Here is a 25,585-nt window from a genome sequence, read left to right as displayed (position 1 = left end):
GCAATTGCCATTCCCGTGCCCGGGTAGCTCAGGGGTAGAGCAGTGGATTGAAAATCCTCGTGTCGGTGGTTCGATTCCGCCCCCGGGCACCATTTATACTTTCAGCAGCATCCAGCACTGTCCGATATTTTCGGTAATGCCATGATTTTGCTACATTCTGAGTCCAGCGTCGTTCAGGTGATTCCGGGGGCAGTCAGACGATCTGGGGGTATTTCCGGGGGTATTTTCAAAACCACATTAATTCGATTCCTGTTCCCATGCCACTGACCGATACAGCCATCCGAAACACCGCAAGCCGCGAAAAACCTTACAAAATATTCGATGGGGGTGGTTTGCACCTGCTGATCAATCCGGGTGGGTCCAGGCTCTGGCGACTCAAGTACCGGTTTGGGGGTAGAGAAAAGCTCCTGTCTCTGGGTCCTTACCCCCTCGTCAGCCTCAAACTTGCACGCGAAAAACGTGATGCCGCGAAGTTGCTTTTGCTGGAAGACAAAGACCCGGGAGAGGAGCGGAAACTGGCACGGATTGAGGCCGAACGGGAACGCGCAGTGACCTTTGGCGTGGTGGCCCGGGAGTATGTCGCAAAGCTCGAAAAAGAAGGACGGGCGCCAGCTACTTTGAAGAAGCTGAACTGGCTCGTCAGTCAGACTGAGCCGATGCTTTCAGAGCGCCCTGTTGCGCAGATAGAGACCCCGGATGTTCTGCGCCTGCTACGGCAGGTTGAGAGCAAAGGGACGTATGAAACGACCAGCCGGCTCAGGAGTACGATCGGCTCGGTGTTTCGATATGCAATTGCGACCGGGCGGGCGCATAAAGATCCCACAGAGGCGCTGAAGGGCGCGCTTGTCCGTCCACAGGTGCGTTCCAGATCAGCGATTCTTGATCCGAAAGAGCTTGGCCTGCTTCTGAACCGGATCGATGCTTTCTCGGGTCAGCCTGCGACAAAACATGCGCTGCATCTGCTTGCCCTTCTGGCCCCACGCCCCGGAGAGCTCAGACTGGCGACATGGGATGAATTTGAGCGTCAGGAGGCGACATGGCGTGTCCCGGCGGAACGAATGAAAATGCGCCGCCCTCACCGTGTTCCGTTGCCACGGCAGGCGCTGGATCAGCTGAAAGAGCTGCACTGGCATACGGGAACAAGTGACTATCTTTTCCCCTCCGCGCGCTCCTGGAAGAAACCCATGTCGGAAAACACTCTGAACGCTGCACTCCGACGGATGGGGTACTCGTCCGATCAGATAACCGCACACGGCTTCAGAGCAACGTTCAGCACCTTCGCAAACGAGAGCGGCCTGTGGGCTGCAGACGCGGTTGAACGCGCTCTGGCCCATGTTGAGGGCAACGACGTGCGACGCGCCTATGTTCGGGGAGAACACTGGGAGGAGCGTATTCGGATGGCGGATTGGTGGGCTGAAAAACTCGACCAGCTTCGAACTGATGCGGCGGAGCAGTGACGTGGTTCGGATTGCAGATCTGATTACGGCCGATGACTGGATTACAAGTGAGGCTTTTGAGCGCGTTCTGGAAAAGACCTGCGAAATCGTCAGGCACCGGCTAAGGTCGCCGAAGAAAGTCTTTCCTGCCTCGTTTAGTGCTGAGGTATCGGAAAGAGCGCGGCGCGCTCTTAACGAAACTGTCGCGATTTCGATGCAAGGGCACTTCAAACAGGCTTTGGGCCTCAATGAGAAAAAGTTCTTTGCAGACGCTGCCGCCGCCCTCAGGTACTTTGACGTAGTCGAAAGGTTGAACAAGCTTGGTTTCGAGTACAGGACTGCTGGCGATGAACTCAGACAGCAACTCGAAGAGACAATCTCAAGGTTTAAGCGTTCGGAAGAGTTGAACGAAAAGCTTCCGCAGAAGTGGTGGGAGGCGAACTTTTATCCGGAGACTCTGGGCTTGTATGCGGCTTTATTTCATGAAGAACCAACGCCAACATTCAATCCGGGCACAAAAACTGAGCTTAGCGCGGCCGTCATGTTTGTGAGAGAAATTTTATACGAAGTAAAATTGTCCAGGAATGCGGAGACTCTGTTCGTGGTCTCGGAAATTGAGGGGGTTAACATGGAGGACTGGCAGTTCCACTCGATGGTAGCCCTCCGAAAAAAGATAAACGAATGGAAAAACAGTGTTTCAAGCACTGACGGCAAAAAGCTCTGGGAAGTGAACTGCAGGTTTTATGAGTCCCAGATTTGGCAAGGCTGTCAATAAACACCAAATTTCGCAAACCTCTGAACCCGGTGATTTTTTTTTGTTCGCACGTTCCTGCACAATGATCTCCACAGCTGACCGGCATGCCCCGGTCCTGAACAACAGGAGACAAAGAATGCAGGCTCAATCACCCGAAAACGATCGAAGCTGGAGCGACGTTGTTCCAGGCGGGCAAATGCTCCGTCCGCAGGAGGTCGTTTCCCGCGTCGGACTTTCCCGAAGTCAGATTTACCAGATGATCTCAGAAGGACGTTTTCCGCCGTTTATCAAACTCAGTGAACGCGCTTCAGCAATGCCAGAAACTTGGCTGGACGCGTTTGTACAGGACCGAGCGAGGGCTTTGTGTGAGAAAGGGCAACTGAAATGATGACCCATCTTCCGGAAATTCCCTCAGAATACTGGGACACTTACGAGATAGCTCGCACAGAGCAGCTGGTCTATTTCGGCTGGAACAGCCGTAAGGCTTTGGAATTTGCGCAGACCGAGGTAGCCGCTCGAAAAAAAATTGAGGAAGAGTGGGGAGCGCAATACGCGATATTTGCCGTGTTGAAACGACCGGAATTCCCACTCGCTGTAAAGGACTCGTATTTTCTCAGACCTCTGACTGAACGGCCCTTTGATCACGTTGTCGACGACGGTCTCTGATTTACAAAAAAACAGCCTGCGGTGTTTTCCTTATGAGGAGGACACTGCATCGGGAACAACAAGAAGTTTGCAGACTACGCGGATCTGATTTCTACCCCACAGCCAAAAGACGACGTAAGTCACCGGCGGTGAAAGAAAGGTGTGCGCGCAACCCTCAAAATAGGCAAGCCAATGAAGACGCTGAAAAAAGCGGTGGATTACGAGGACTCGATAGTCCGTCAAAACCCTCTCGACATTCCTATACACGTTACGGTGTTTGCCAACCGACGTGCACTCAGAATGAAGGAAGGCACGATGTCTGTCAGGGAGCTGGCGGCGCGTATAGCGAACAATGTGCACCAGTCCAAAGACGGCATGCGTCATATAAAGCTGGCGCGGTTCTCCGGTGAAAAAACGGAGCGCGGATCATACCGGCACAACAGCGCGCTTTTGGCGGTGTCCGGGATTGAGTGCGACTATGATGCCGGTGAGATGTCAGTTGAAGAAGCAGCTGTTGCCCTGGAAGATGCGGGCGTAGCCGCGTTTATCTATACAACCCCGTCTCATCAGCAGGATGAAAACGGTAACCGCTGGCGCATTCTCTGCCCGTTTTCGCAGGAAATTACTCCAGCTGAGCGCGCTCCAATGGTCGCTCGCATTAACGGACTTCTGGGTAATGTGCTGGCACGAGAGTCATTTACTGCCTCTCAGTCATTCGCGTTCGGAGCGGTTGCGGGCAAGCCGCCACCTGTGGCCCGAACGGTCAATGGTCGCTTTTTAGATCTCTGTACTGACCTCGATGAATGCGCGATCGGTACAACCAGACTGAAAGAGAACACGCCCGGTGTCGCCATCGATCTATCGGGTGATGCCTGGAAGACCGCACAGGCCGCTCGAATGCTGGATAGTGCCGCCGAACGGCTTTCGAAGACCGAAGCCGCGAGGAATGCAAGTCTTTGTCGGGAGGCCTATCTGGCCGGGGGCCTCCTCGCTAACCGCCTCGTTACGCGGGATCAGGTTACAGAGGCTTTCCTGCCGGCCATGGTGGAAAACGGATATCTTCAGGACCACGCTGGCGGAAATGAAGCCGAGGTAGAACGGATCATCGACGCTCAACTTAAGGCAGGCGTAAGGAAGCCATTTGATCCGGCTGTAGGAGATGAAGAATGGGACGATGACACTGCACCGCTGAGCAGCATGAGCATTGCAGAGCTTCTGGGTGAAGACCCGGTGATCAGTAAAGCTGAGGATCGGGAGGCTGGCTTCCTGGAAGCAGCAAGCATTTTTGATGGCGTAGTCGTGCCTGCGCGTGAGTGGATGGTTCCGGCTCTTATCCCTCATCGCACGGTGTCGCTGCTAGGCGGTGACGGCGGAACCGGAAAATCACTTCTTGCCTTGCAGCTTGCCGTGGCGGCCGCCACAGGGATCGACTGGATCGGACACACCGTGCAGCGCCCTGGTCCAGTGGTCTATATTTCTGCTGAAGACGAACGGGATGAATTGCACCGTCGCATGGCGTCGGTAACGGAAGCTTTCGGTATCTCGTTTTCCGACCTGCCGGATCTCTTGTTCCGATCTTTGGCAGGAGAGGGGGCCATTCTGGCGGACCTGGACCGGCGAAGTGGAAAGATGCGCCGGACCAACATTTTCAAGAAACTGGAGACAGCCATTTCAAGTGCAAGCCCCGGACTTGTCGTCCTCGACACCCTTGCCGATCTGCATAGTGGTGATCAAAATGATCAAAGCCATGCGAGGCAGTTCATCACCCTATTGAGGGGACTTTGTGTTCGTTACAATTGCACCGTCCTCTTGCTCGCTCACCCCTCTCTATCGGGTATTACATCCGGGACCGGAACCGGCGGATCCATGGCATGGAACAACTCGGTTCGCTCTCGTCTGTATCTTCGCCGGGTTAAAGAAAACGGCTGCGAATCCGACGCTGATGCTCGCATCCTTGAAACGATGAAATCGAACTACGGCAGAATTGGTGGTCAGATTACACTGCGGTGGCGGAACGGCGTGTTCGATGCAGTATCTGAAGACGATGAAGCTGAGTTGCAGGTAAAGGCTGAGATGGCGTTTCTTCGGTTGCTGGATGAAGCTACGGAAGCCGGTCAGAGAGTTTCTCCCTACACCGGTGCCAATTACGCGCCCGCCCTGTTCGAGGCGCAAGCAAAAACGATGGGAATCGGCAAATCGCGCCTCGTGCAAGCCATGAAGGAATTGCTCCAGGACGAGCGGTTGTCAGCTGAGAAGTTTGGGCCGCCTTCGCGACAGACGACACGGCTGGTCAGGAGCCACGGAGGTTTCACAGGTGGCTAGAAACTTCAAAGGAAACTGAAAACGGACCGGAGTTCAAACGTGTTTCAAACCCCCAAATCAGCATTCTAACGCCCTTAATTCGGGCTTCGAACACCTCTGATATAGCCGTCATTTAGCCTGCAAACGGGTTCAGGCGGGCCTGTTCAAACACTACCCCCCTACGGGGGGTGACGGGCCCCTTAAGGCGGGGCCGCTGTCCCCGCAGGGGGCGGGAAAACCTGACACCTGAGCTTGAGAAACAGATCTCAGAGTGGTGGGGAACCTGTTCAGGCGTGTGGTTCGGATTGGCTGCAACGGTCGCTGTAAAAACAGACGCAATCAGACTGCGAAGTATAAGGTCCCGACTGTGCAGAACGCGATCAATTGAAACGGGTCCCATCTGGTTACTATTCAATAACGCGGGTGGCGCTGAGCCCGGTGTTCAAGAATTTTTGGAAGCCAGTATGAGACACCCGTTCTGATCGGTTTACGCAGAGCCTTTCTGAGCCGGTACTGTTTACCGATTCGAGCTGAGGAATGAGTTCGGCTCAGACGCGTTGCCGTGAGATGAAATCTGGCCCACCCAGCAGCAAATTCGTATGTTTTGTTGCCGGGTGTTCAGGCGCTGGTTTGATCCAGAGACGCACTGTTTAACGTATTGTCCGCCACCTGGATGCAGTGGTGCAAGATGAAATTTGCACCAGATGTACGCACTATGTTCTTGCGAAGCGGGTCGCCTCCCGACATAATGACAGAAAAATACCCAGGGTGTGAGCAGCAATGACAGACTTCGGAATCCTTTTGCAAAAAGCAGGCTATTCGGTCCCGGAAGCTGCTGAATACCTCGAGTATTCTGAAGGTCATATTTATCGGTGGATCAGGGGTGAAGAAAAGCCGCGAGAAAGCGTCACTCGCTTGCTGGAGCTGGAGATTAAAGCCCGACGCCCTGTCAGCGGAGCGGGCGATTTTAGCTTCATTGATCTCTTCGCTGGCATCGGTGGATTGCGAAAGGCGATGGAAGGCGCGGGGGGACGCTGCGTCTTTACGTCTGAGTGGGACAAGTTCGCTCAACAGACCTACCTGGCGAATTTTGCTGATAACAGGCCGATCGCCGGTGATATCCGCGAGGTTGATGCAGCGGCGATCCCGGGCCACGACGTTCTTGTAGCCGGGTTCCCATGCCAGCCCTTCTCAATTGCCGGTGTTTCCAAGAAAAATGCTTTGGGACGCGCCCACGGGTTTGAAGATGAAACACAAGGAACTCTTTTTTTTGATGTGCTTCGGGTTTTGAAGCATCATCGCCCGGTCGCATTTCTGCTGGAGAATGTAAAAAACCTGAGAAGTCACGATAAAGGCAGAACCTTCAAGGTCATCTGCCGCAAGCTGACCGAAGAACTGGGTTATACTCTGCATACGCAGGTCATAGATGCCGCTCATTTTGTCCCGCAACATCGCCAGAGAATCGTATTGGTTGGTTTCCGATCCGAAGTCTCATTCTCTTTCGAAGATCTGTTCCTGCCCCCGCGTGGGCATAAGAGAATGCGTGATATCTTTCACCCGCAGAACGGCACAGAACAACCCGAAGGGCATTTTACTGTCGGCTGTGATGCAGTTGTCAGCGACAAATATACGCTCTCAGACAAGTTGTGGGATTACCTACAAAGATATGCCGCAAAACATAAGGCCGCAGGGAATGGCTTTGGTTTTGGGTTGGTAGATGGCGACAGCATCTCGAGGACATTGTCCGCTCGTTATTACAAAGACGGTTCGGAAATACTGGTGAGCCGCGGCGAAGGAGAGAACCCACGCCGGCTCACACCACGCGAATGCGCGAGGCTCATGGGATATAGCGATGAATTCCGAATTCCGGTGTCCGATACTCAGGCTTACAAGCAATTCGGTAACTCAGTCGCCGTACCGGTTTTTGCTGAGGTTGCACGGCTAATGCGCCCGCATATTCTGTCCCAGCTGGAAATAAGGGCAGAGGCTGGACGCAAAGTTGGCTGACGTACATGACAAGGCAACCCGCAGCCGCAATATGGCGGCAATTCGGGGGGTAAACACAAATCCGGAAATGTTGATCCGCCGTGGGCTTCATGCCTGTGGTTTGCGCTACCGACTGCACGACCGGAAATTGCCCGGGCGACCGGACCTGGTCTTCCCAAAGTTTCGCTGCGTTCTATTTGTCCACGGGTGTTTTTGGCATGGCCACAATTGCCATCTGTTTAAATGGCCGAGAACACGGGAAAAATTTTGGCGTGAAAAGATCGGGACCAATGTTGCACGCGACAAACGCGTCATAGAGGCTCTGCACAAAGCCGGGTGGCGCATCGGAACCGTCTGGGAATGCGCTTTAAAGGGCCGTCGGCGCCGACCTCTCGGGGAGATACTTGATGCCGTATTGGAATGGCTTGAGGAACACGAAGGTGACCTGAAACTTGAGGCACTGCCTGACGATCATGCTTCGGTGAGGAACTGATGCAGTTCGGCGTACTATCAGATCTGTTTGACGGGGCCGGAGCCAAAGTTCTCACCGCAAATGAACTGGCAAAACAGCACGAGTTTCAGGGCGTAAAGAGTTTCAAAGCATTTCTCGGGGAATCGGACGAAAAACTCGAAATGGCGGCAGATTTCTTTTGGGTTACAGATGAACTGGACAGACCAACTGAACCTGTCCGATCGTTCTGCACCTGGAGTGACGTGAGGCGCGATGATGAAAAGCGATCAGCAGAATACCATCTTTACTACTCTGCTGATGCTCGTCCGGTTGTGCGGTCCGCAAAGGCGGGAGATCAACTGATAATCGCACGTCGTAAAGACAGTGGGCTCCTGGTAGTTTTAGCGCCCCAGGGTTCCACAATCGGCCAGCAACTGCTCTGGCTGTTCGGGCTGGAGCTGAATGATGGCCGGTCAGTCGCCAGGCGGATTGATCATAACAGCAACATCGAACTTGGGTACCCGGCGCGAAGCGTTCTGTCAGAGCTTGGCATCACTGTGGAGGAACCCGAACCTGATGCGTTCGATTTACTGATCAAAAAGTTTGGGCGAGAATTTCCCGGAACCATTCCTTTTTCGGTATTCGCTCGGGAAACGTTACCAGAGATTGATCCTCTGGCGGACCCTGACGGTGCACTGGTCGCCTGGATGGAGCATGAAGAAGCTTTGTTCCGGCATTTGGAACGCGAAATTGTTTCAACCCGGTTGAAATCAGGTTTTAGTACTGCTGAAGAAGCCGATGTCGATGAGTTTTTGAGCTTTTCTCTGAGTGTGCAGAACCGGAGAAAATCGCGGGCTGGCTACGCATTTGGTCACCATGTAGAAGCGGTTCTCCATGTGCACGGTATGAGCTATACACGTGAGGCCACGACTGAGAAACGTCATGCTGCGGATTTTTTGTTTCCCGGCGAGGAAGAATACGCCGACAACCAGTTTCCCGGTGACCAGTTGGTCATGTTGGCGGTAAAGACCAGTTGTAAAGACCGATGGCGGCAGGTTTTGTCGGAAGCCGACCGGATCAGCACCAAGCATTTGCTTACGCTGGAGCCGGCAATATCCAAAGTTCAGACCAGTGAAATGCAGACACAGGGGTTGCAACTGGTTCTGCCAGCTTCTCTGCACCGTACCTATAGCCCAGACCAACGAACCTGGCTGATGAAGATGGCAGACTTTCTGGAGATCGTAAGAGACATGCGTGGGCGGCAGTTGCGGTTGATCTGAAAGTAGTAAGCTGAGTGTTGCGAAATGGCACGAAGGTCCCGGGAAATGTGACAACGCCAGCGTGAATTGTGGACAAGACGAAATCCGGAGGGTGATTAAACCTGCTTCGGATTGGCGCCCGACTTCAGGTGATATCTGGTTCAACGAATTTGTCTCTGGTGGAAAAGCCTCGGAAGCTGGCAGAGCAGTTCCAGTTTCGTCACCCTGAGCGCCCGCAAAAAATCTGCAGAGCATCAAAATTCATGGTGACCGTCATGAAAAGCATTGGTGGGAGAATATGCAACTAGAGCGGTAGAAGATTCCGGTCGAAGCATTCGAAACGCTTGCCGATTAGAGGTATTTTTGGCAGTGGTGACGCGACGTAAGTTTTAGTGGGTGACGGTCGTTGTGTTGAACTCACAAATTTGTGATCATATTCTCATTTTGATATAAAACGAATGGTTGAAGGTGCGAGAAAAATGGGCAGTTTGCTCAGAGATTTTGGTAGAAAAATCTTTGGTCAATTATTTTCAGATCAAAATAGCACTGGCCAAACAAAAACTCACAAGTCGTCGCAATTAGAACATGCTCCTTCGGAAACAATGCCTGCTATGGTGGCAAACTCCGACAGCAATTTCCTCAAAAGCGAGAGGCACAGGGATCCTGAGCTTAGTGAGCTGAGCGCAAACACTGAGCTCAGTGGTATTGGGGTTAAGGGCACCTCAGCTAAAGACAGCCAAATGCAGAGCAATAGTTATAGTTCTTCTCTGGACAGCGCCCGTATTGTGGAACCCGAATTCGGGTGGGTTGGAACAAAGACTGACGCTGCAGAGGTAAACTTCAGGGGTACAGCCGCTGAACAGAATCCAGCAAACGACTTCAACAAGGGTTCTTTAAACTCGTGGCAAGACACTGGACCAGATTTGCAGCTGCGCAGAAAGGATGCCAAAGAAACATTGGCCGCCCAGAAGTCCGCTGCAGACGTGTCAGATTCCCTACATTTCGCAACGGATAGCCTGATAGGTGACGAAGACTACGCTGAGCTTGATTTTGACACGGTTCAAGATGCTGATGAATTTCATTCCGATCTCGATCTGGCCGAGTGGTCTGCTGACTTTGAGAGCGTCGACGAAACTATTACTGCTCTGAACGATGACGACGATGATAGTTCGAGCGACTGGGCGACGGGGAATTTTGCCAAGAGGATTGAGGCCGACGACCTGCATGCACCGGGCAATCTTGTTGTTGCTAAGGACCCGGAGAAGACTAGGTTTCGAAGTTTTCTTGAAGTTCATCATGGTCGTAAATCTCATCATTTCGCGGAGGCTCCGTGGTCGGAGCACTATGCGATCGACGAGGCGCTTGTCAGGGACTGGGTCTCGGAAACTGTAGCAAATGGTGGCGCTTATGTTGAGCAAATCGAGGAATTGGTGAGCTTCTGCCGTGGAAGCTTTGAATTCGATGCTCTGACCGACAATATCCGTCGAGAACTGGAGACATTGGATCTTTTTAGAGATCCAAACGAACATAGCGATGTACAGCTTACATTCGAGTTGGGTTCGTATGATGAAGATGAGTTGGTTGAACTGCTCCAGTCAATTTGTTGCGGAAGCAATTTGAGCCCGGGCGTAAGGCGCAGCTTCGTTTCCAGACGTGAAGAGGAGCAGACTTTCTTAAAAATTGAAGCTTCTATTGAAGCCATGTACCGGGCATTGGTTTCAAGCAAGTACTTGTCCAGAGAAGTTATTTCGGTTGGTCAAGACGTTGTTGACGGTCGGGCTAATCCGTCAGTGCTGACAAGTCTTAGTTTCGACGCCCAAAGGCATTGCGATGTGAGAAACAGGTTTGCAGCCGGTCTTGAGAAGTTCTCCAGTGCAATATTGGCTGAGGAAAGTTCGCTGGGCCAACAGACGTCCTCGTGTGTACGGTCGCTGAAAGCGATGGCCGTAACACCTAAATTCTTACGTTCCCTGTGCGACACGAGTTCTAAAAACGCGGATCAGATAGACGGCGTAGAGGCAGTACTTGCTGCACTGGAGGAGTTTGAACGCGCGGTGCACAGTTCGGTGGAAATCTACCTCAGTGAAATGAGGAGAATATCTACGCGGCTCTCCGACTCTAAACTTGAGTCTGACGACGCTTTTCAAGAAGGGTTCTTTGGGCTCAAACGCGCAGTTGAAAAATTCGATTTTCGTTCCGGAAATCGCTTCATGACCTACGCGCAGTATTCAGTCAGGCAGGCTGTAAGCCGTGCCAAACTGGATGGCAGTCAAACGATCAGAATTCCCGTCCACCGGCATGAAGACCTTCGCCGGCTTGACGGAGCTGTTGCCGCATTTGAGAAGCGTAATTCAGGTAAGCCAACGCTTGACGAAGTTGCAAAGGATATGGGTGAGCCGATCGCCAAGATAAAAGAATTGCTTGACGTACCGCGCTTTGCTTCAACTTTTCATGCATCGCAGGTGGATGCCTTCGACACAGCGCCAGACGGTGAAGAAGTGTTCTTTAACTTCGTCGAGAGGACTGCAGTTGTATCGGATCTTCTCGCAGAGCTGCCCGAACGACGCCGTGATATTTTGATTAAGCGCTTCGGTTTCTCCGGAGACGAAATGACACTCGAAGAAGTTGGTCAGATTTATGGTGTTACGCGTGAACGTATCAGGCAGATCGAGGCAAAAGCGTTGGACTGGGCCAGACATCCCGCCCGGCTTAAACAGCTTAGAGAACGTCTTTGAAAATGGTGGGAATGGCGAGGAATAGACCGCCGAAAGCGTCGGCCATGGTCGAGTCTCTGCGGGGGCTGGGTTACTCCACTCCCACTGCGATTGCCGATATTGTGGACAACTCCATTTCGGCTGGAGCCAAGACTATCGAAATCTCGATTGAATGGGCCAGTGAAAACAGCTGGATCAGGATAGTCGATGACGGTCGGGGAATGCCGGATTCTGAGCTTGAAGAAGCCATGCAATTGGGCGCCAAGGATCCTCGAGATGCTCGTGCGAGCAACGATCTTGGTCGCTTCGGCATGGGATTGAAGACAGCAAGTTTTTCCCAGGCGCGCAGCTTAACTGTCGCCAGTAAGACAATCTCGTCGGAGGTTTCCTGTCTCAGATGGGATCTGGATAGTTTCAATGACGCTAAATATGGTGACTGGCCTTTGTTTGAAGGCCCAGCAACTGACTCAGACTATTTGCTCAGCCCATTGGATCAAATGGCGAGCGGAACGGTTGTCGTTTGGCAGTCATTGGATCGTGTCGTTACCAGAGGCTTTGGCCCTGACGATATGCTTGAGTTGGCAGATGGTGTTGATCAGCATCTTGGGATGACATTTCACCGATTGATCGAAGATAAATCAGTGAGCATTCATCTTAACGGCAGGCCCGTTCAGCCTTGGGATCCCTTTATGAAGGGGCACCCCAGCAAGTCCTACGAGACAACCGACTATCTCCTTGGACCAAAGCGAGACGTGGTCGTACAATGCCATGTTCTTCCTCACAAAGACCGGCTGTCCGAGAAAGAATTCTCAGCCGCTGCCGGTCCAAACGGGTGGACATCGCAACAAGGCTTTTACATCTACCGTAATCGTCGCCTGTTGGCATTGGGTGGATGGCTCCGTCTGAGAGATGCGCGGGGCCGGATATTCACACGAGACGAACCGCACAAACTTGCCCGCCTGCGGTTGGATATTCCAAACTCGGCGGATGCAGAGTGGAATATCAATATTATAAAATCCACTGCGACGCCCCCGGTGCATCTCAGAGCGGATCTCCAACGACTGGCTGCTGAAACGAGAGAGCGTGCGCGGAAAGTATTTGCCCATCGAGGCAGGTTGATTGCAGACGCTTCCGAAAATTCGGGAGCGGTGAGAGACGTCTGGTCTGCCTACAAAAAGTCTGACGGCACGACATACCGAATTTCGAGGGAACATGACCTGGTGAGATCTATCCTTGAGCGCTCCGGTCCGCTGAAGAAAGACTTGGAGGCGCTTATTCGCTTAATTGAAGGCACAGTGCCAGTTCAACGAATTTGGTTGGACACAGCTGAAGATAACGATCCGCCTCAGAGCTCCTTTGATGATGCGCCCGACGAAACTGTGCTCGAGACCATGAATGCCCTGTTTGATGCTTTGGTTCATTCAAGCGGGCTAACGAAAGAACAAGCAAGAATGAGAATAGGCCGTACTAACCCGTTCGATCGCTACCCGGAACTGGTGGCGCAACTGGGGACTCAGGAGAAAACAACATGAGCCTTATCGAGCAAAAGGCATTCAACGACATCTTAAAGATGGCGCAAACGTTGCTGCGAAGAAGAATCGAGAAATCAGGTGAAGTTTTGACACCCGATCTTATTGATCAGGAACTGCAGAAGCTGGAAATTCTCATGTTCGAGGAGTTCGGTATAGTCAATCGGGAAGAGCTTATCGACGAGTTGATCAGGCGTTCCAGCCACGGCATTGGTAAGAGCGCTACTCTTTCCAGTGGCGAAGATCATGTTCCCTGGCTCGTCGCTGAGCGAAAGAGCGACTGGCGGTATTGGCGGCGCTATTCAGAGCATCTCGAAACGCAACTTCCCTTGTTGGCTGTTGAGGAATTGGACCGCGCGACTGATGAAGTCTTGGGCAACCTGGAAGACCCTAACCGTGAGGGAGCATGGGACAGACGGGGGCTGGTAGTTGGGCATGTTCAATCTGGGAAGACTGGTAATTACACTGGGTTAATCTGCAAAGCCGCGGACGCCGGGTACAAAATCATAATCGTGCTCGCGGGTCTTCACAACAATCTGCGATCGCAAACACAAATTCGGCTAGATGAGGGCTTCCTCGGCTATGCGACCCTGGCGAATGTCGATGAATTACCATTGACCGGAGTTGGAGAGCTGGACAATGACCCGCATATCCGACCGAACTGTGCAACAAATCGATCCGACAGAGGCGACTTTGACAAGGCGACGGCCAGAAAACTAGCCATCAAGCCGGAAGAGCGACCATGGCTGTTTGTGGTAAAGAAGAACAAAACGGTTCTTGAGAGGCTGCTCTACTGGGTCCAGAATCATGCCTATGACATGAAAGATCCGGAAACCGGGAGGCGGTTGGTTTCAAAGTTGCCGCTTTTGATTATTGATGATGAATCTGATCATGGTTCTGTAGATACAGGTGAGAAACCCGTCGATGAATTCGGGCAACCTGACCTCGAACATGAGCCGACGACCATCAATCGCCTGATCAGGCAGTTGCTGCATTCGTTTACAAAGAAAGCATATGTCGGCTACACCGCTACTCCGTTTGCAAATATTTTCATTCATGATCGAGGTGCAACTGACGAGCACGGCCCCGATCTTTTTCCTTCCGCTTTCATAACAAACCTTGCTGCACCGACGAACTATGTGGGGCCTGGTCGTGTGTTTGGTTCATCATCGAGTGCCGCAGAAGAGCTACCCCTTATCCGTCCGTTGGAAGACGACTACCTGGAATGGATGCCACAACGCCACAAAAACGGTCATCTACCAAGAATCTCAGGTGAAGCGCGGTTGCCTGATAGTTTACAAGAAGCGATCAGAAGCTTCATCTACGCTTGCGCTGTCAGAAAGATACGTGGCCAGGGTAGAAAACACTCTTCTATGCTAATTCACGTATCTCGCTTCACTTCAGTTCAATCCGAAATTGTTGCGCAGGTTTCTCAGTACGTTAACAGCTTGAGACGACGGTTCGTGAGAAGGATTGACCTAGCCGAAACCGAAAGCTTGATGCGCTACGAGTTTGAGAATGAATATATGCCTTCAATGCAACGCATTCGTGAAGCGTTTTCGGAAGACGAGGAATGCGATATTCAAAGCTGGGCAGATATTCAGAATGTGCTGCCTGAAGTGCTCGAAGATATTGATGTCAAGGAGATCAATGGGTCGGCCAAAGAGGCCTTGGACTACGCAGATAATGATGCCACGGGTTTGAAAGTCATTGCGATTGGCGGCGATAAGCTTGCTCGCGGTTTGACTTTAGAAGGCCTGTGTACGAGTTACTTTCTTCGAACCGCAAAGATGTATGACACACTGATGCAGATGGGACGTTGGTTCGGATATCGTGACAGGTACCTCGACGTGTGTCGTCTCTATACAACGCATGAAATGATTCAATGGTTCGGGCACATTGCTGATGCCGCCGAAGAGCTGCGCCAGGAATTCGACAATATGGTTGCCGCTGGTATGACGCCAAAGGATTTTGGCCTTCGTGTTAAGTCTCACTCCATTCTGACTGTTACCTCGCGCGCCAAAATGAAAAGCGCCAAACCAATCCGACTTACGTTCTCTGGCGACCTTCTTCAGACAATTACATTTCCTCTCGATAAAGATGAATTGCTAGCGAACCTGCAAGCGGGTGACGTATTTGTTGAAAGCTTAGGGGATCCTATTCCGCTGACCAATCAAGCCTATGATCCTGGCTTGCATCGCTGGAACGGCCATCTTTGGCGCAGTATTCAATCGTCAAAAGTTATCGAGTTCTTGCGAAACTATCGCACTCACCCTTCGTCATTCCGAGTGGTTTCGCCGTTGATCGCCGAATTTATTGAGGAAATGAACAAAGATAGTGAGTTAACTAATTGGACGGTTGCTCTGGTTGGCACAGGAGGAAAGGATGCAATACGAACTCTTGCCGGCCTTGAAGTAAATATGCTCCAAAGGAAGTCTTCTGCAAAACATGAAGACAGGTTCTCGATAAAGACACTGATTTCTTCCTGGGATCAATCAATTGATTTATCTGAGGCTCAGTGGCGCGCCGCGTTACAACACAGCCATAAAACGTGGAGAAATGATCGCGACAGAAATGAAGGGGCCAAGGAGCCCGAGGAGCCAAAAGGACCGGCAATCAGACACATCCTTGGCCCTCACGCTACAGACTATGGCTTGTCACCTGCGACCGAACGCGGGTTGTTGCTTCTCTATCTGGTTAACCCGGATCCGGCAAAGAGCGGTGAGGCGCGATTGAATGGTGCGGAACCGATTCTCGCTTGGGCGATAAGTCTTCCCGGGAGCAGCTCCAGTCGGACAGTGAGCAATGCCGGCTACATGGCGAATTCTGTGTTTTGGGGGGGCTTGAATGATTTCGTGGACTGAGGTGGGCTTGGACAGAATTTGGAGAGCACTTGCAGAGAATAGAGAAGAGGGCTCGCGTATGCATGCCCTGCATGATTTGGGGGCAATTCAATTTGTTGCGGGTAGGGTGTCACCCGGAAATCGTGAAGCAGTAGGTATTCAATTTCCTGCTGACAACATGGTTCGAAATCTTCAGCTTCCCACCGGGCAAGGATTTGAAGTTCAACGCGTCAAAGATGAAAGCGGGCGGTACGACAATAGTCTGATCACACTTGCGAAGTCAGCTGAAGGCTCTCTCGATATTTTTGCGATGATGGCGGTGGACGTTCTCCGCCGCGTGGAGAATGCGGCCCAAAATTCTTCCGCCTCAGCGCTGCCCGCTTTTATCAAGCGCGTCGGCGACTGGCAGAAATTTATGGCGGCGGACCGGCGAAAACCCCTCTCACTTGAGAAGCAAGCAGGACTGATGGGTGAGCTTGTTTTTCTCGAGTCATTGTCGCATGCGGTGGGTGGTCTGGCTCGCGCCATTGGCATGTGGGAAGGCCCTTTTCGAGCAGCACAGGACTTTCAAATCGGGTTGGGCGCTGTCGAGGTGAAAAGCACTGCTGCTGCCGCTGGGTTCAAGGCGAAGATTAATAGCATTGAGCAGTTGGATTGTGACAGGTCACCGTTGTTTTTGGCCACAATCCGGTTTTCAGACAAGGATAGCGGGGAGGCATTACCCAGTTTGGTGTCGAGACTGAAGGAGAGGGCAAGGGCAGTTGGCGCTGTAAGATCATTTGAGGCTTGCCTCTTTGCGTCCCGTTATTTTGAAGAACATGAGGCCTTGTATCAACGCTGTCTTGCGGTCGAAGAGGTTCGTTGTTTCGACGTTGAGGAGCCAGGCTTCCCGAGGCTCGCGCGCGCAAAGCTTCCGAACCAAATCACAAAGGTCGTTTATGATCTGGATGTTGATTCAATAGAAACCGCCGGTTTGTCTTTGGACAAAATGATGGCTCAACTAGGCGCAATCGATCAATGAACTTAAGCGAGTTTCACGAGGACTTTCGAAAACATGTTCTCAGTGTTGTTGAGGAGCGGGCTAAAAACCCTGACATAGAATACCCGTCGGAAGAGTTGGTTTTTGCCGAGTTAGTAATGGATGACATTGCTGAAGCGGGCATTAGCGAAGTCCCGGAACTTTGTCACTGGACAGGTACGGTCGGAAACTCAAAGCTTCGGATTTCGGGGTATAGCGTATCCGACGATCAGTCGAGGATTGATCTTTTCGTTACGCACTATTTCGGTTCAAACTCATTGGAGAAACTGGCGGATAGCGAAGTCAAAAACACAGCCAAGCAAGCGGTCAATTTTGCAGTTCAAAGTGCACGCGGGAAGTTGCTGCCTCGTCTTGATCCAGTAAGTGAGATTATCCCTTTGGTTGAGTTGTTGCAAAACCATTGGGCGGAACTGGATCAACTAAGAATTTTTGTAATCACAGACGCACAAACCAAGTCTAAGCGCCTAAAGCCGCAGGAGGTAGACGGACGGTTGGTCCAGGTTGAGGCCATGGATATAGAACGTATCTTTCGGCACACCTCTGGAAAACCCAGGGATGAAATCGTTATCAGCTTCGAACAAACTTTGGGCAAACCTCTTCCATGTGTTCACGTTCCGGATCCTGAATTGGACTACGAGTATGCATTGGCCGCGATTCCCGGTGAAATTGTGAGAAGCCTTTACGAAAGATACAACACAATGCTCCTTGAAGCTAACGTGCGTTCTTTCCTTGGAACCAGAGGAAAAGTGAATAAGGGCATAGCCGAAACGCTGGCAAAAGAGCCTGGGCATTTTATGGCATTCAATAACGGTCTCGTCGTCGTGTGTGATGAAGCGCTCCTTACAAAAAGAGAAGACGGCACAACTGGAATTTCATTGATCCGCGGGCTTCAGATCGTCAACGGAGGCCAAACCACTTCATCAATTTATTTTGCAAAACGGGACAATCGGGAAATTGATGTTTCGCGTGTAATGGTTCCGGCAAAGATCATTATTCTGAAAGGAGAGAACGAACAGGGACGAGAACATCTGATCTCCAATATCTCCAAGTTTGCCAATAGTCAGAATTCTGTAAAAACATCGGATCTTTCCGCCAACCGACCATTTCATATACAGCTCGAAAAACTTTCGAATGACACATGGTGTCCGGATGGAATGGGGCGGTGGTTTTATGAGCGCGCCGCGGGTTCATATCAGGTGCTGATGCTGCGCGAAGGGCGGACCCCAGCGCAACGGCGTAAAGTTACCGCCATGATACCAACACGCAGAAAACTAACAAAAAACGATGTGGCAAAGTATCATGAGAGCTGGCGTGGTCTACCTTCCCAAGTAGCATTAGGTGGAGAAAAGAACTTTGCCGCTTTTATGGCAGCTCTTGATGAGGACCCCACTATCGTACCGGAACCTCTTGATGCAACTTGGTACAAAAGATTGATAGCCAAAGTTATTCTGTTCAAATCGATTGAGAGCTTGATAAAGAAGAAGGAGGCGAAAGCGATATTTCGGCAAGGCTATGTTAATATTGCAAGTTACACAGTTGCCTTGATCGCTGAACAACTTGGCGAGCTTATCGACCTCGACCAGGTTTGGCATCGGCAGGGGATCTCTCGCGAACTGGAGGCGATGCTTTGGAATTGCTCAGTAAGCGTCAACGAAGCCTTCAATGAGATTGGTGCAGGTCGTCAGTTTTCGGAAGTGGCTAAAAGGGCTGAGACTTGGGCCCGAGTTAGGCAAGTGAAGATTGACGTTCCGTCTGCAAGAATTCCAGAGATAAAGAGCTTTGACAAATCTTGATGGATGTTTCTGAAGGCTGATAGTAGTGGTTCTTTTTGCTCACCTAAGATTGCGGTCCCCGCGGAGCTTCTGTTTCGACCGATAGGTCATTTCCAACGACCATTCAGCTGCTTTTTTGATCCTTAAGAGTGCTGGAAAAAGGATGCCGACATACGTTGCCCAATCCCTCGGACACGACAGCTCAATCGCTTTTGCTCTTGGAGGCTGAATCTTACCTGTAACGGCAGCGCCATAGTGTGAAACCATGAGAAGATCAGGATCTTGGAGCCTAGACAAACTCGCGCTCATATGATTTGCAGCACCGGGCTGCAGAACAGTGTTCCTGCTGCTAAGCGATAGCCTCAAAACCAGCCCTGAGTTATTTTGAATCTTGGAACGCTTTGTTGGTTGGCTTAGGTCGGCGTCTGTAAACCACATTTGCCTCGTTCGGAAAATGCTACCCGCCCACGTCGAGTTGGGTACTAACCGACGCAAAGAGCCCAGAGCTGCCGTCGATCACAATTCGGTCTTTTGCAAACGCGGCACGTTGCGAACCGCGCATTCCGGACATTTGGAACCCAGTAGCAATTGGAAGTTAAGCGGACTTTCCTGCCTTTGCCATTGATTTTCCAAATGTCCGCTTGCCAACTGGTACTTATCGCTCTAAGTCCCGGCTACGCGCTGCGCGGATGCAGGGCGATGGAGATTTTATGTCTACGATTGCGGCCCGCCGCTAAGGTCCACCTGATTGGACCAATTTGAACCAAAAGACTTCCGCGCGAGATGCCGGATGCCTTTTCGGCTGATATAAGACCAAGAGACAATCCATTGAATATCTCAAAACACGAACAGCGTGTTTTGCACGTTCTGGCGCAAGGTGGAGCGATCCATTTTGAGCGCATGGCGAACGGCAAAGTGCGCGAAGTTTCCTGCTTCACTCGCGACAGCCATGTTCTGGCTGAATGTTCCTTGAAGCTATTCGACCGCCTTAAGAAACGGCGGTTCATCAAATCTGAAAACGGACAACCCTATCGCGCCACAAGGCTCGGCATTCGTTCCGTGAACCCTCAGTATGACAACCGATAAGGACTACAAAAAGTGACAAATCCAATCATCAACGCCACTTCCGCCGATGACATTGCGGGGCTCCAGGCCGTACTGGATGGGACAGAGCTTTTTCCGAGCGAGATGCTCTCAGACATGCTGGCCCCGTCATTGGCGGGCGAGACAGAAGCCTTTTGGCTGACCTGCCATAGCGACGGAGAAGCCGTGGGCCTGTGCTACACGGTTCCCGAGGAACTCGCCAATGGGACGTGGAACATGCTCGCCCTCGCGGTGCGCCCAGATTTGCAAGGCAAACGGCTTGGGGCGGCATTGGTACATGCAGCCGAGCAGCACCTAAAGGACAAGGGGCAACGCATCTTGATCGTAGACACGTCTGGCACTGACGACTTCGCATTGACGCGCAAGTTCTACGCTCAGAATGGCTATGAAGAAGAAGCACGTATCCGAGACTTTTGGGCCGATGGCGACGACAAGGTCATCTTCCGCAAAGCCCTCTAAAAAGCACAGCCCTCCGCCATCGTTGTGGCGGGCGGCACTTCGTAGCCGACGTTCGCTACGATGCAACAACTTGGTAGGTCGGGCTCGATGCGGCCATTCTCTACACCGGGTCCAATTAGGTGGCTTGAGCTATGCCCGGACCTCCGCCAGCACAACTGCTTTTGATAGCGCAGCATGTCGTGAACCGCACATTCCGGACGTTCAGAACCAGGTAGTAGATGGCAGTTGAGCCGGCTTTCCGGTAATTCGCTGTAAGTGCAATGTCCCGTCGCATTCGAACGGAAAGTTGCCTAAACGAACACTTGGGGCGGCACGAAAGGTGACAGGTCCACACTGAAGTAAAAAGAGTAGGAGCAGAACTTTGAGCAGCGACAGTCAATGCCATCCAATCAAATACTTCTTTGATGGCCTGCGAACGGGTTCCATTCTATGCCTCTTGCCTGTCGATAAACTCCACTGTGAACAAATCATAGAGTTAAGTGACGATTTTGTGGTCTACCCTGCGGATTCGCTGTCCGCAGATGATTTGAATTTGGTCTGGTGGCCCCGCTTTGGATACTACGAAATCTGCGGCAGAAATACTGTGTCCGAGGGCCTCGTATCGGTTTCAGGCGATGACTTACACTGGATCAAATCGGCGGCCACGGGAATCGACCGCGATGAGTTGTTTTCCGGGGTTTTGATCGCATTTTTGGTAGAAATCGAATGGGCAACCTTTCTGTTGCCACCCTCCTATGAGTTTCACTTGGAGTGCATTCAAAGAGCGTCTGCCAAAGCCGAACAGGCGATGGACTTGTTAAGATTAAACTACTGCAATCCCATGGTCGTGCAGACGTTTCCGAATACTGCCGGCTTTCATGGGAAGAGTGGCTTCACAGCAGGGTTATTCTATACATTGAGCGACAATGAAACGTATCTGATTTCTGGGGAGGTCGTGCCTAGTGTTCTTGTCCGTGGACTGGGTCTTGAACTTGATCACTTTGCCTGCCTAGAACCAGTGCATGACGGCCAAGTTGGCATGATCGCAAGACATGCACTCCGCCTCTACTCGAATGCTCTGACAGCCTCTTCCGAAACACTAAAGTTCATTCAGTTAATGAATTTGATTGAGTACATTGCGTCTCCATTCGTGTATATGAAAATGGGAGATGTGAAGAAGCAGATCGCCCGACATGTTGCCCGAGACATCAGCGAATACAATACTATCCTCGAGGACTTCAAATTCCTTTCGGCTGAGCCTGGCAAGGCACGAGGTCCGAACAATGGCCTAAGACACAACATCATTCATTTGGGTAAAAGCATTGAAGAACTTGTCGGACCAGAGGAGCGGACAAAGGTGTTTCGTCGGCTGATATCATACAATGCTATCCCCATCCACGACATGATCCGATTATCGGCAAAAGATTGGGACGCCGTTGAGGCTTACAGGGACGATAGGAAAAATGAACTAGGGGTGTGAACGAAAAAGTTTAATGCCTGTCATGCAAGCATGATTGTCAGCATTTTTCCTTACGGCGACAATCCAATCTGCTCCTAGCGTCGTCAATTGCACAATTCCTAAACCGTTTTTCAACGGTAACTGCGCACAGCTGCCCGTGGGGCGCGGTATACAAACGGTCAATGTTGGCTCGGAGCAGTCAACCTCTACAGTGGATTCAAACAAGTGGTTTGGTCCTGAGCCGCCGTTCTGATGCAGACTAAGTGCTGCAGGTTCAGTCGGTAAGCTAGCCCCATTGCTGACTTTGCCATCCCAGAGTGCAGTAGTACTGCGGTCAAGCACCGCAGTCACTCGAACACTGGCTCATTGAGTTGAATTCGCAACGACCTTAAGTTGCACGCATGAATGAAGCACTGCAACAAAAGATCATTTGGAATCAGGAAAATGTTCCCGTGATTCTTAGGCGTGCGGGCAAGGGGCAAAAACTTCGTGCTCGCCTCCCGTTTGCAACTTGTAACCGCGCGTGGCTACAGAATGGCCGCCGAAATAATCCCGTTTGGGTAGCTAAAGGTCGCTATTGGGAACTACCCAAAACTTGGTTCAATGACTTTGTCGAGCGGGCTCTTGAACGCTATGGAAGCGTCTACATTTTTCAGCCTTACAGAGAGCAAGAGAAATGTGCCCCGGCTTGCCAGAATGCAGTGGGTCATGAATGCCAGTGTTCTTGTATGGGTGCAAACCATGGTACGGGGAGTGACTCAAGTTGGTTTGAGGTCTCTGAGACTTTCTCATTTAGATGGGGGACACAGGAACTAGCTTGCAGGCTGTTGACTGCGCGGTTAGTACCCTGAGTTGCCCTTGCCGGGTTGCCAAGATACCGCAATACATCCGGCGGGTTTCAAGCCCAAAGTTTCCGGTCGTGAACGACGAGGCATCAGAAGAGGCGCAATCGAAATAGACGAAAGCTAGACAGCCGCATTATCTATGCCGGTTGAAAGCTTCGAAGAAGAGGCAATCTAAAGGGTCCGGCCGCTTGCCATTTTCGTCGAAGAGTTGATACACCAACGCTAGTTCAGAGGACTTGAGGAGCTAGTAGGTGGACATCGAAACGGCAGGAGCGATAAAACTATTCTTTCCCAATCCGTCGCTATCCCTAGTGTATTTCGAGGCAGTCGCAAATGCATTGGACGCCGGTGCAACAGAGATAGATGTATCCATAGACATTCAATCTTTTGATGAACCCTCATCATTGACGATCACAGTCTCAGATAATGGCGACGGCTTCACGGATGAAAACTTTGATCGTTTTCGAAAACTCCTTCGACCGAGAGACCGCTTCCACAAAGGCATTGGCCGCCTTGTCTTCCTGAATTATTTTAAACGCGTAGAGGTTGATAGCTTCGGAAAGGATTGGCGCAGGAGATTCACATTTACAGATGGCTTCGATGGGTGCGCTCCCATAGAGAAAATGGCACCAAGGAGCACCTGCAGTACAACACTCGTGTTTAACGGGTTCTCCGGTCAACGTATTAAGTCCTACGATGACTTAAAACCTGACGCGTTGAAGCATCTTCTGATAGAGCATTTCCTCCCAACCCTCGACGCGCGAAAGCGGGACGGAAAAGACTTCAAGATCAAACTGACGCTCAAGACCGCTGAGAACAACGCCCAAAAGGAATTCTTTTCGGACGAGGTTCTGATCGGGCCAAGAGACTTGCCGGAAATGACGAGGGTCGAAATAAAAGATAGCACGATTGACGCAATATCAAGCATACAAATGAGCTATCACATTGCTCCGGCATCGGGTCGCGGCAGGTCTTTGGTTGCATTTAGTATTGATGGCAGGACGATACCAACAACCCCAATATCTCACTCATCATTCCCGCTTGGGTATCTCTGCGTGTTCTTGTTTGAGTCCGAACTCTTCCATTCAAAAGCTGACAGTTCTCGACAGAAACTAATATTACCAGATGGGATCAAAGAGAGTCGTCTCTATGACGTCCTTCGTCGTGAAATGGGGCGCGTCCTTTCAGACAGCGTGCCTGAGGTGAAGGAGAGCAATGAAAGAGTCGAGAAGGACTTCGAGGATCAGTTCCCTCATCTTCTGGGATATTTTGAAAGGAATACGGTGGGACTGATCAATCGCGACGATGCGCTCTCCTCAGCGCAGCAAAAATTTTTTCGAGTTCAGAAGGAAATACTTCAATCTGAGTCACTTAGTGATGATGCATACGAAAAATCTCTCGAAATGTCATCCCGCACGCTCACTGAATATGTGCTATATCGAGAGAAAATAATTGCCCGCATGAAGGCAATGAAGCCTGCCAATGCTGAGATTGAAATACATAACCTCATCGCTCCAAGATTTAGCGAGCTCTCTCAATCGTCGCTCCATACGGGGTTCTACCAAAACAATGCATGGCTCTTGGATGACAAGTTCATGGTATTCCGCACAATACTTAGCGAAAAGACGATGGATGCGGCCATTCAGGCAATTCGACTTGATGATGAAAAGATTGGCGACGCCGGTCGCCCAGATATAACGATGATTTTCTCCGCCGACCCGCAAGACGAGGAGCCTGTGGACGTTGTTGTTGTTGAGATCAAAAAGAAGCAGGATGACGAGAAGGACAACTTCTACGCTGTAAATCAACTTTTGGACAGGGCTGGAAAACTCGTAGCACACTGTCAGAATATTCAAAGGGTATGGTACTACGCAATCATGGATGTTGATGAGAAGATAGCATTCAGACTTCGACAAATGAAGTGGACGCCGTTCTTTTCCAAGGGGCAGGTCTTCTACCAAGAATTCCTGACACCCCACCCTGACGGACACGATGTTCCGACACCAACTTTCGTTGTTTCCTATGATGCAATCGTTGATGATGCTGCCGCAAGAAATCATACATTCCTTGAGATACTTAGATCTGGAATGAAAAAGTACGCCCAGATGAAAAGTTGACGGAATCCTGTACGATCTTCAGAAGGTGGAAGACTCAAAAATCGTCAGTATTCTCCGCTGAGATTTTTTGAGTATTCGGAAGTCATTTTTTTTGCGAAGTGATGCCGCCGTACAGGGCGCACTGCAAATACTTTTTAGATTTAAGAAGGTTATGACCAGCTATTCCAACTGTACACTTAACCATCACCATGAGCTTGTGAGACAATGGACCCAAAGAGTTTTGACGATGCAATGCGGAAGGCTGCGCATATTGCTGCCGACGCAACGAAAGCGGCCATGCGGGAGATGTCGAAAGGAAATGTAACCGATGAGGATGATGTTACAGGAGTGCTGATTGGTGAGTTGAATGCAGCGCTTCGCGGCCAAATTGGTGGGTTCAACTGGAATGCGAAAATCCTACGCCATCGAAAAGGGATAGCGGCAGAAGAGAAGGCTATAGGAGCCGACATCTTACTGCATATAGCCACGAAAGGGATTGGCCGAGACTACGAGAAAGGAGTTCTCATTCAATCTAAGAAGATTGGGCGTGGCGGCTTGCTTTCCAAGGATGAATTGACGAGCCTGCAAAGCCAATGCGAGGATATGCTTTCTCATTCTCCAGCGTCATACGTATTCGACTATTCTGTCTCTGGGGTGCGCGCTAGTTCGGCAAATAAGATTAGCAGGACGAACGCTCGCGACCTATATGGGAACTGCGAATTAACGGCTTTCAGGTTTTTCTTTGACTTCTTCCGCTGCACGACAGGTGATCGGGACGTAAACGCTGATCTAGTTAAAACCATCATGGCAGCTAGGGGTAAGGATATAGCGGAAGGCGGCGGACCAGCTATTCTTTCACTATCAGTCCGCGAGGGGTGAGCTGGGCAAGAACGTGTGTCAAGTCAAAGACAGCT

18 protein-coding genes and 1 tRNA gene are annotated in these 25,585 nt (G+C 51.1%); all 19 read left to right on the top strand.

The features are described from left to right. Positions 1-17: 17 nt before the first annotated feature. The 19 genes from ACR0J4_RS17355 to ACR0J4_RS17265 all read left to right on the top strand — a co-directional run bounded on the left by ACR0J4_RS17355 (position 18) and on the right by ACR0J4_RS17265 (position 25,550). Positions 18-92, top strand: a tRNA-Phe gene (locus ACR0J4_RS17355). A gap of 165 nt (positions 93-257) precedes the next feature. Then, positions 258-1,457, top strand: coding sequence for a phage integrase central domain-containing protein (locus ACR0J4_RS17350; RefSeq protein WP_170643481.1), 1,200 nt, complete (start codon positions 258-260; stop codon positions 1,455-1,457). A 1-nt stretch (position 1,458) separates the two neighbouring features. Further along, entirely contained in the window at positions 1,459-2,211 is a 753-nt protein-coding gene (locus tag ACR0J4_RS17345; protein WP_170747391.1) for a hypothetical protein, read from the top strand. 115 nt (positions 2,212-2,326) lie between these two features. Beyond that, positions 2,327-2,578: a helix-turn-helix transcriptional regulator gene (locus ACR0J4_RS17340; protein ID WP_480668752.1), complete on the top strand. Its 252-nt coding sequence runs from the start codon at positions 2,327-2,329 to the stop codon at positions 2,576-2,578. Beyond that, entirely contained in the window at positions 2,575-2,856 is a 282-nt protein-coding gene (locus tag ACR0J4_RS17335) for a hypothetical protein (protein WP_170643480.1), read from the top strand. Before ACR0J4_RS17340 ends, ACR0J4_RS17335 begins: the two co-directional genes overlap by 4 nt. Positions 2,857-3,027: 171 nt before the next feature. Beyond that, positions 3,028-5,157, top strand: coding sequence for an AAA family ATPase (locus ACR0J4_RS17330; protein WP_170462947.1), 2,130 nt, complete (start codon positions 3,028-3,030; stop codon positions 5,155-5,157). Between the two features lie 759 nt (positions 5,158-5,916). Next, positions 5,917-7,143: a DNA (cytosine-5-)-methyltransferase gene (gene dcm, locus ACR0J4_RS17325; protein ID WP_170643479.1), complete on the top strand. Its 1,227-nt coding sequence runs from the start codon at positions 5,917-5,919 to the stop codon at positions 7,141-7,143. Further along, entirely contained in the window at positions 7,136-7,615 is a 480-nt protein-coding gene (locus ACR0J4_RS17320) for a DNA mismatch endonuclease Vsr (protein WP_170643478.1), read from the top strand. Before dcm ends, ACR0J4_RS17320 begins: the two co-directional genes overlap by 8 nt. Further along, a complete protein-coding gene (locus tag ACR0J4_RS17315) occupies positions 7,615-8,853 on the top strand; it encodes a type II restriction endonuclease (RefSeq protein WP_480668751.1) in 1,239 nt (412 codons plus the stop codon). The genes ACR0J4_RS17320 and ACR0J4_RS17315 overlap by 1 nt, the downstream gene beginning before the upstream one ends. Positions 8,854-9,290: 437 nt before the next feature. Continuing rightward, complete coding sequence (locus tag ACR0J4_RS17310; protein ID WP_170643477.1) at positions 9,291-11,567, top strand: sigma-70 family RNA polymerase sigma factor; 2,277 nt, start codon at positions 9,291-9,293, stop codon at positions 11,565-11,567. A 44-nt stretch (positions 11,568-11,611) separates the two neighbouring features. Then, the gene (locus ACR0J4_RS17305) at positions 11,612-13,078 is read left to right on the top strand and encodes an ATP-binding protein (protein WP_170462942.1); all 1,467 of its coding nucleotides are present in this window, start codon (positions 11,612-11,614) and stop codon (positions 13,076-13,078) included. After that, positions 13,075-15,939 carry a Z1 domain-containing protein gene (locus tag ACR0J4_RS17300; protein ID WP_170643476.1) on the top strand — a complete coding sequence of 955 codons (2,865 nt, stop codon included), beginning with the start codon at positions 13,075-13,077 and terminating at the stop codon, positions 15,937-15,939. The genes ACR0J4_RS17305 and ACR0J4_RS17300 overlap by 4 nt, the downstream gene beginning before the upstream one ends. Continuing rightward, positions 15,923-16,939 (top strand): PD-(D/E)XK motif protein, encoded by a 1,017-nt coding sequence (locus tag ACR0J4_RS17295; protein ID WP_170643475.1) that lies wholly within the window; start codon positions 15,923-15,925, stop codon positions 16,937-16,939. The genes ACR0J4_RS17300 and ACR0J4_RS17295 overlap by 17 nt, the downstream gene beginning before the upstream one ends. Then, the gene (locus ACR0J4_RS17290) at positions 16,936-18,750 is read left to right on the top strand and encodes an AIPR family protein (protein WP_170462939.1); all 1,815 of its coding nucleotides are present in this window, start codon (positions 16,936-16,938) and stop codon (positions 18,748-18,750) included. Before ACR0J4_RS17295 ends, ACR0J4_RS17290 begins: the two co-directional genes overlap by 4 nt. Positions 18,751-19,557: 807 nt before the next feature. Continuing rightward, a complete protein-coding gene (locus ACR0J4_RS17285; protein ID WP_170643474.1) occupies positions 19,558-19,815 on the top strand; it encodes a YjhX family toxin in 258 nt (85 codons plus the stop codon). 12 nt (positions 19,816-19,827) lie between these two features. Beyond that, positions 19,828-20,292, top strand: a complete 465-nt coding sequence (locus ACR0J4_RS17280) for a GNAT family N-acetyltransferase (RefSeq protein ID WP_480668750.1) — start codon at positions 19,828-19,830, stop codon at positions 20,290-20,292. A gap of 361 nt (positions 20,293-20,653) precedes the next feature. After that, positions 20,654-21,751 carry a hypothetical protein gene (locus tag ACR0J4_RS17275; RefSeq protein ID WP_170643473.1) on the top strand — a complete coding sequence of 366 codons (1,098 nt, stop codon included), beginning with the start codon at positions 20,654-20,656 and terminating at the stop codon, positions 21,749-21,751. Positions 21,752-22,826: 1,075 nt separating this feature from the next. Beyond that, the gene (locus ACR0J4_RS17270; RefSeq protein WP_170643472.1) at positions 22,827-24,692 is read left to right on the top strand and encodes an ATP-binding protein; all 1,866 of its coding nucleotides are present in this window, start codon (positions 22,827-22,829) and stop codon (positions 24,690-24,692) included. Between the two features lie 231 nt (positions 24,693-24,923). Continuing rightward, positions 24,924-25,550: a hypothetical protein gene (locus tag ACR0J4_RS17265; RefSeq protein ID WP_480668749.1), complete on the top strand. Its 627-nt coding sequence runs from the start codon at positions 24,924-24,926 to the stop codon at positions 25,548-25,550. Positions 25,551-25,585 lie beyond the last annotated feature (35 nt).

It is taken from the genome of Ruegeria sp. B10 (assembly GCF_056539825.1).
The sequence above is the reverse complement of the archived record's forward strand: the minus strand, read 5'-3'. Positions and strand labels throughout refer to the sequence as shown.

Bases quoted from the DNA above. Each gene is read 5' to 3' on its own strand.
- ACR0J4_RS17350 (WP_170643481.1), top strand. From the start codon at position 258: ATGCCACTGACCGATACAGCCATCCGAAACACCGCAAGCCGCGAAAAA.
- ACR0J4_RS17340 (WP_480668752.1), top strand. From the start codon at position 2,327: ATGCAGGCTCAATCACCCGAAAACGATCGAAGCTGGAGCGACGTTGTT.
- ACR0J4_RS17335 (WP_170643480.1), top strand. From the start codon at position 2,575: ATGATGACCCATCTTCCGGAAATTCCCTCAGAATACTGGGACACTTAC.
- ACR0J4_RS17330 (WP_170462947.1), top strand. From the start codon at position 3,028: ATGAAGACGCTGAAAAAAGCGGTGGATTACGAGGACTCGATAGTCCGT.
- dcm (WP_170643479.1), top strand. From the start codon at position 5,917: ATGACAGACTTCGGAATCCTTTTGCAAAAAGCAGGCTATTCGGTCCCG.
- ACR0J4_RS17315 (WP_480668751.1), top strand. From the start codon at position 7,615: ATGCAGTTCGGCGTACTATCAGATCTGTTTGACGGGGCCGGAGCCAAA.
- ACR0J4_RS17310 (WP_170643477.1), top strand. From the start codon at position 9,291: ATGGTTGAAGGTGCGAGAAAAATGGGCAGTTTGCTCAGAGATTTTGGT.
- ACR0J4_RS17305 (WP_170462942.1), top strand. From the start codon at position 11,612: ATGGTCGAGTCTCTGCGGGGGCTGGGTTACTCCACTCCCACTGCGATT.
- ACR0J4_RS17300 (WP_170643476.1), top strand. From the start codon at position 13,075: ATGAGCCTTATCGAGCAAAAGGCATTCAACGACATCTTAAAGATGGCG.
- ACR0J4_RS17295 (WP_170643475.1), top strand. From the start codon at position 15,923: ATGATTTCGTGGACTGAGGTGGGCTTGGACAGAATTTGGAGAGCACTT.
- ACR0J4_RS17290 (WP_170462939.1), top strand. From the start codon at position 16,936: ATGAACTTAAGCGAGTTTCACGAGGACTTTCGAAAACATGTTCTCAGT.
- ACR0J4_RS17265 (WP_480668749.1), top strand. From the start codon at position 24,924: ATGCGGAAGGCTGCGCATATTGCTGCCGACGCAACGAAAGCGGCCATG.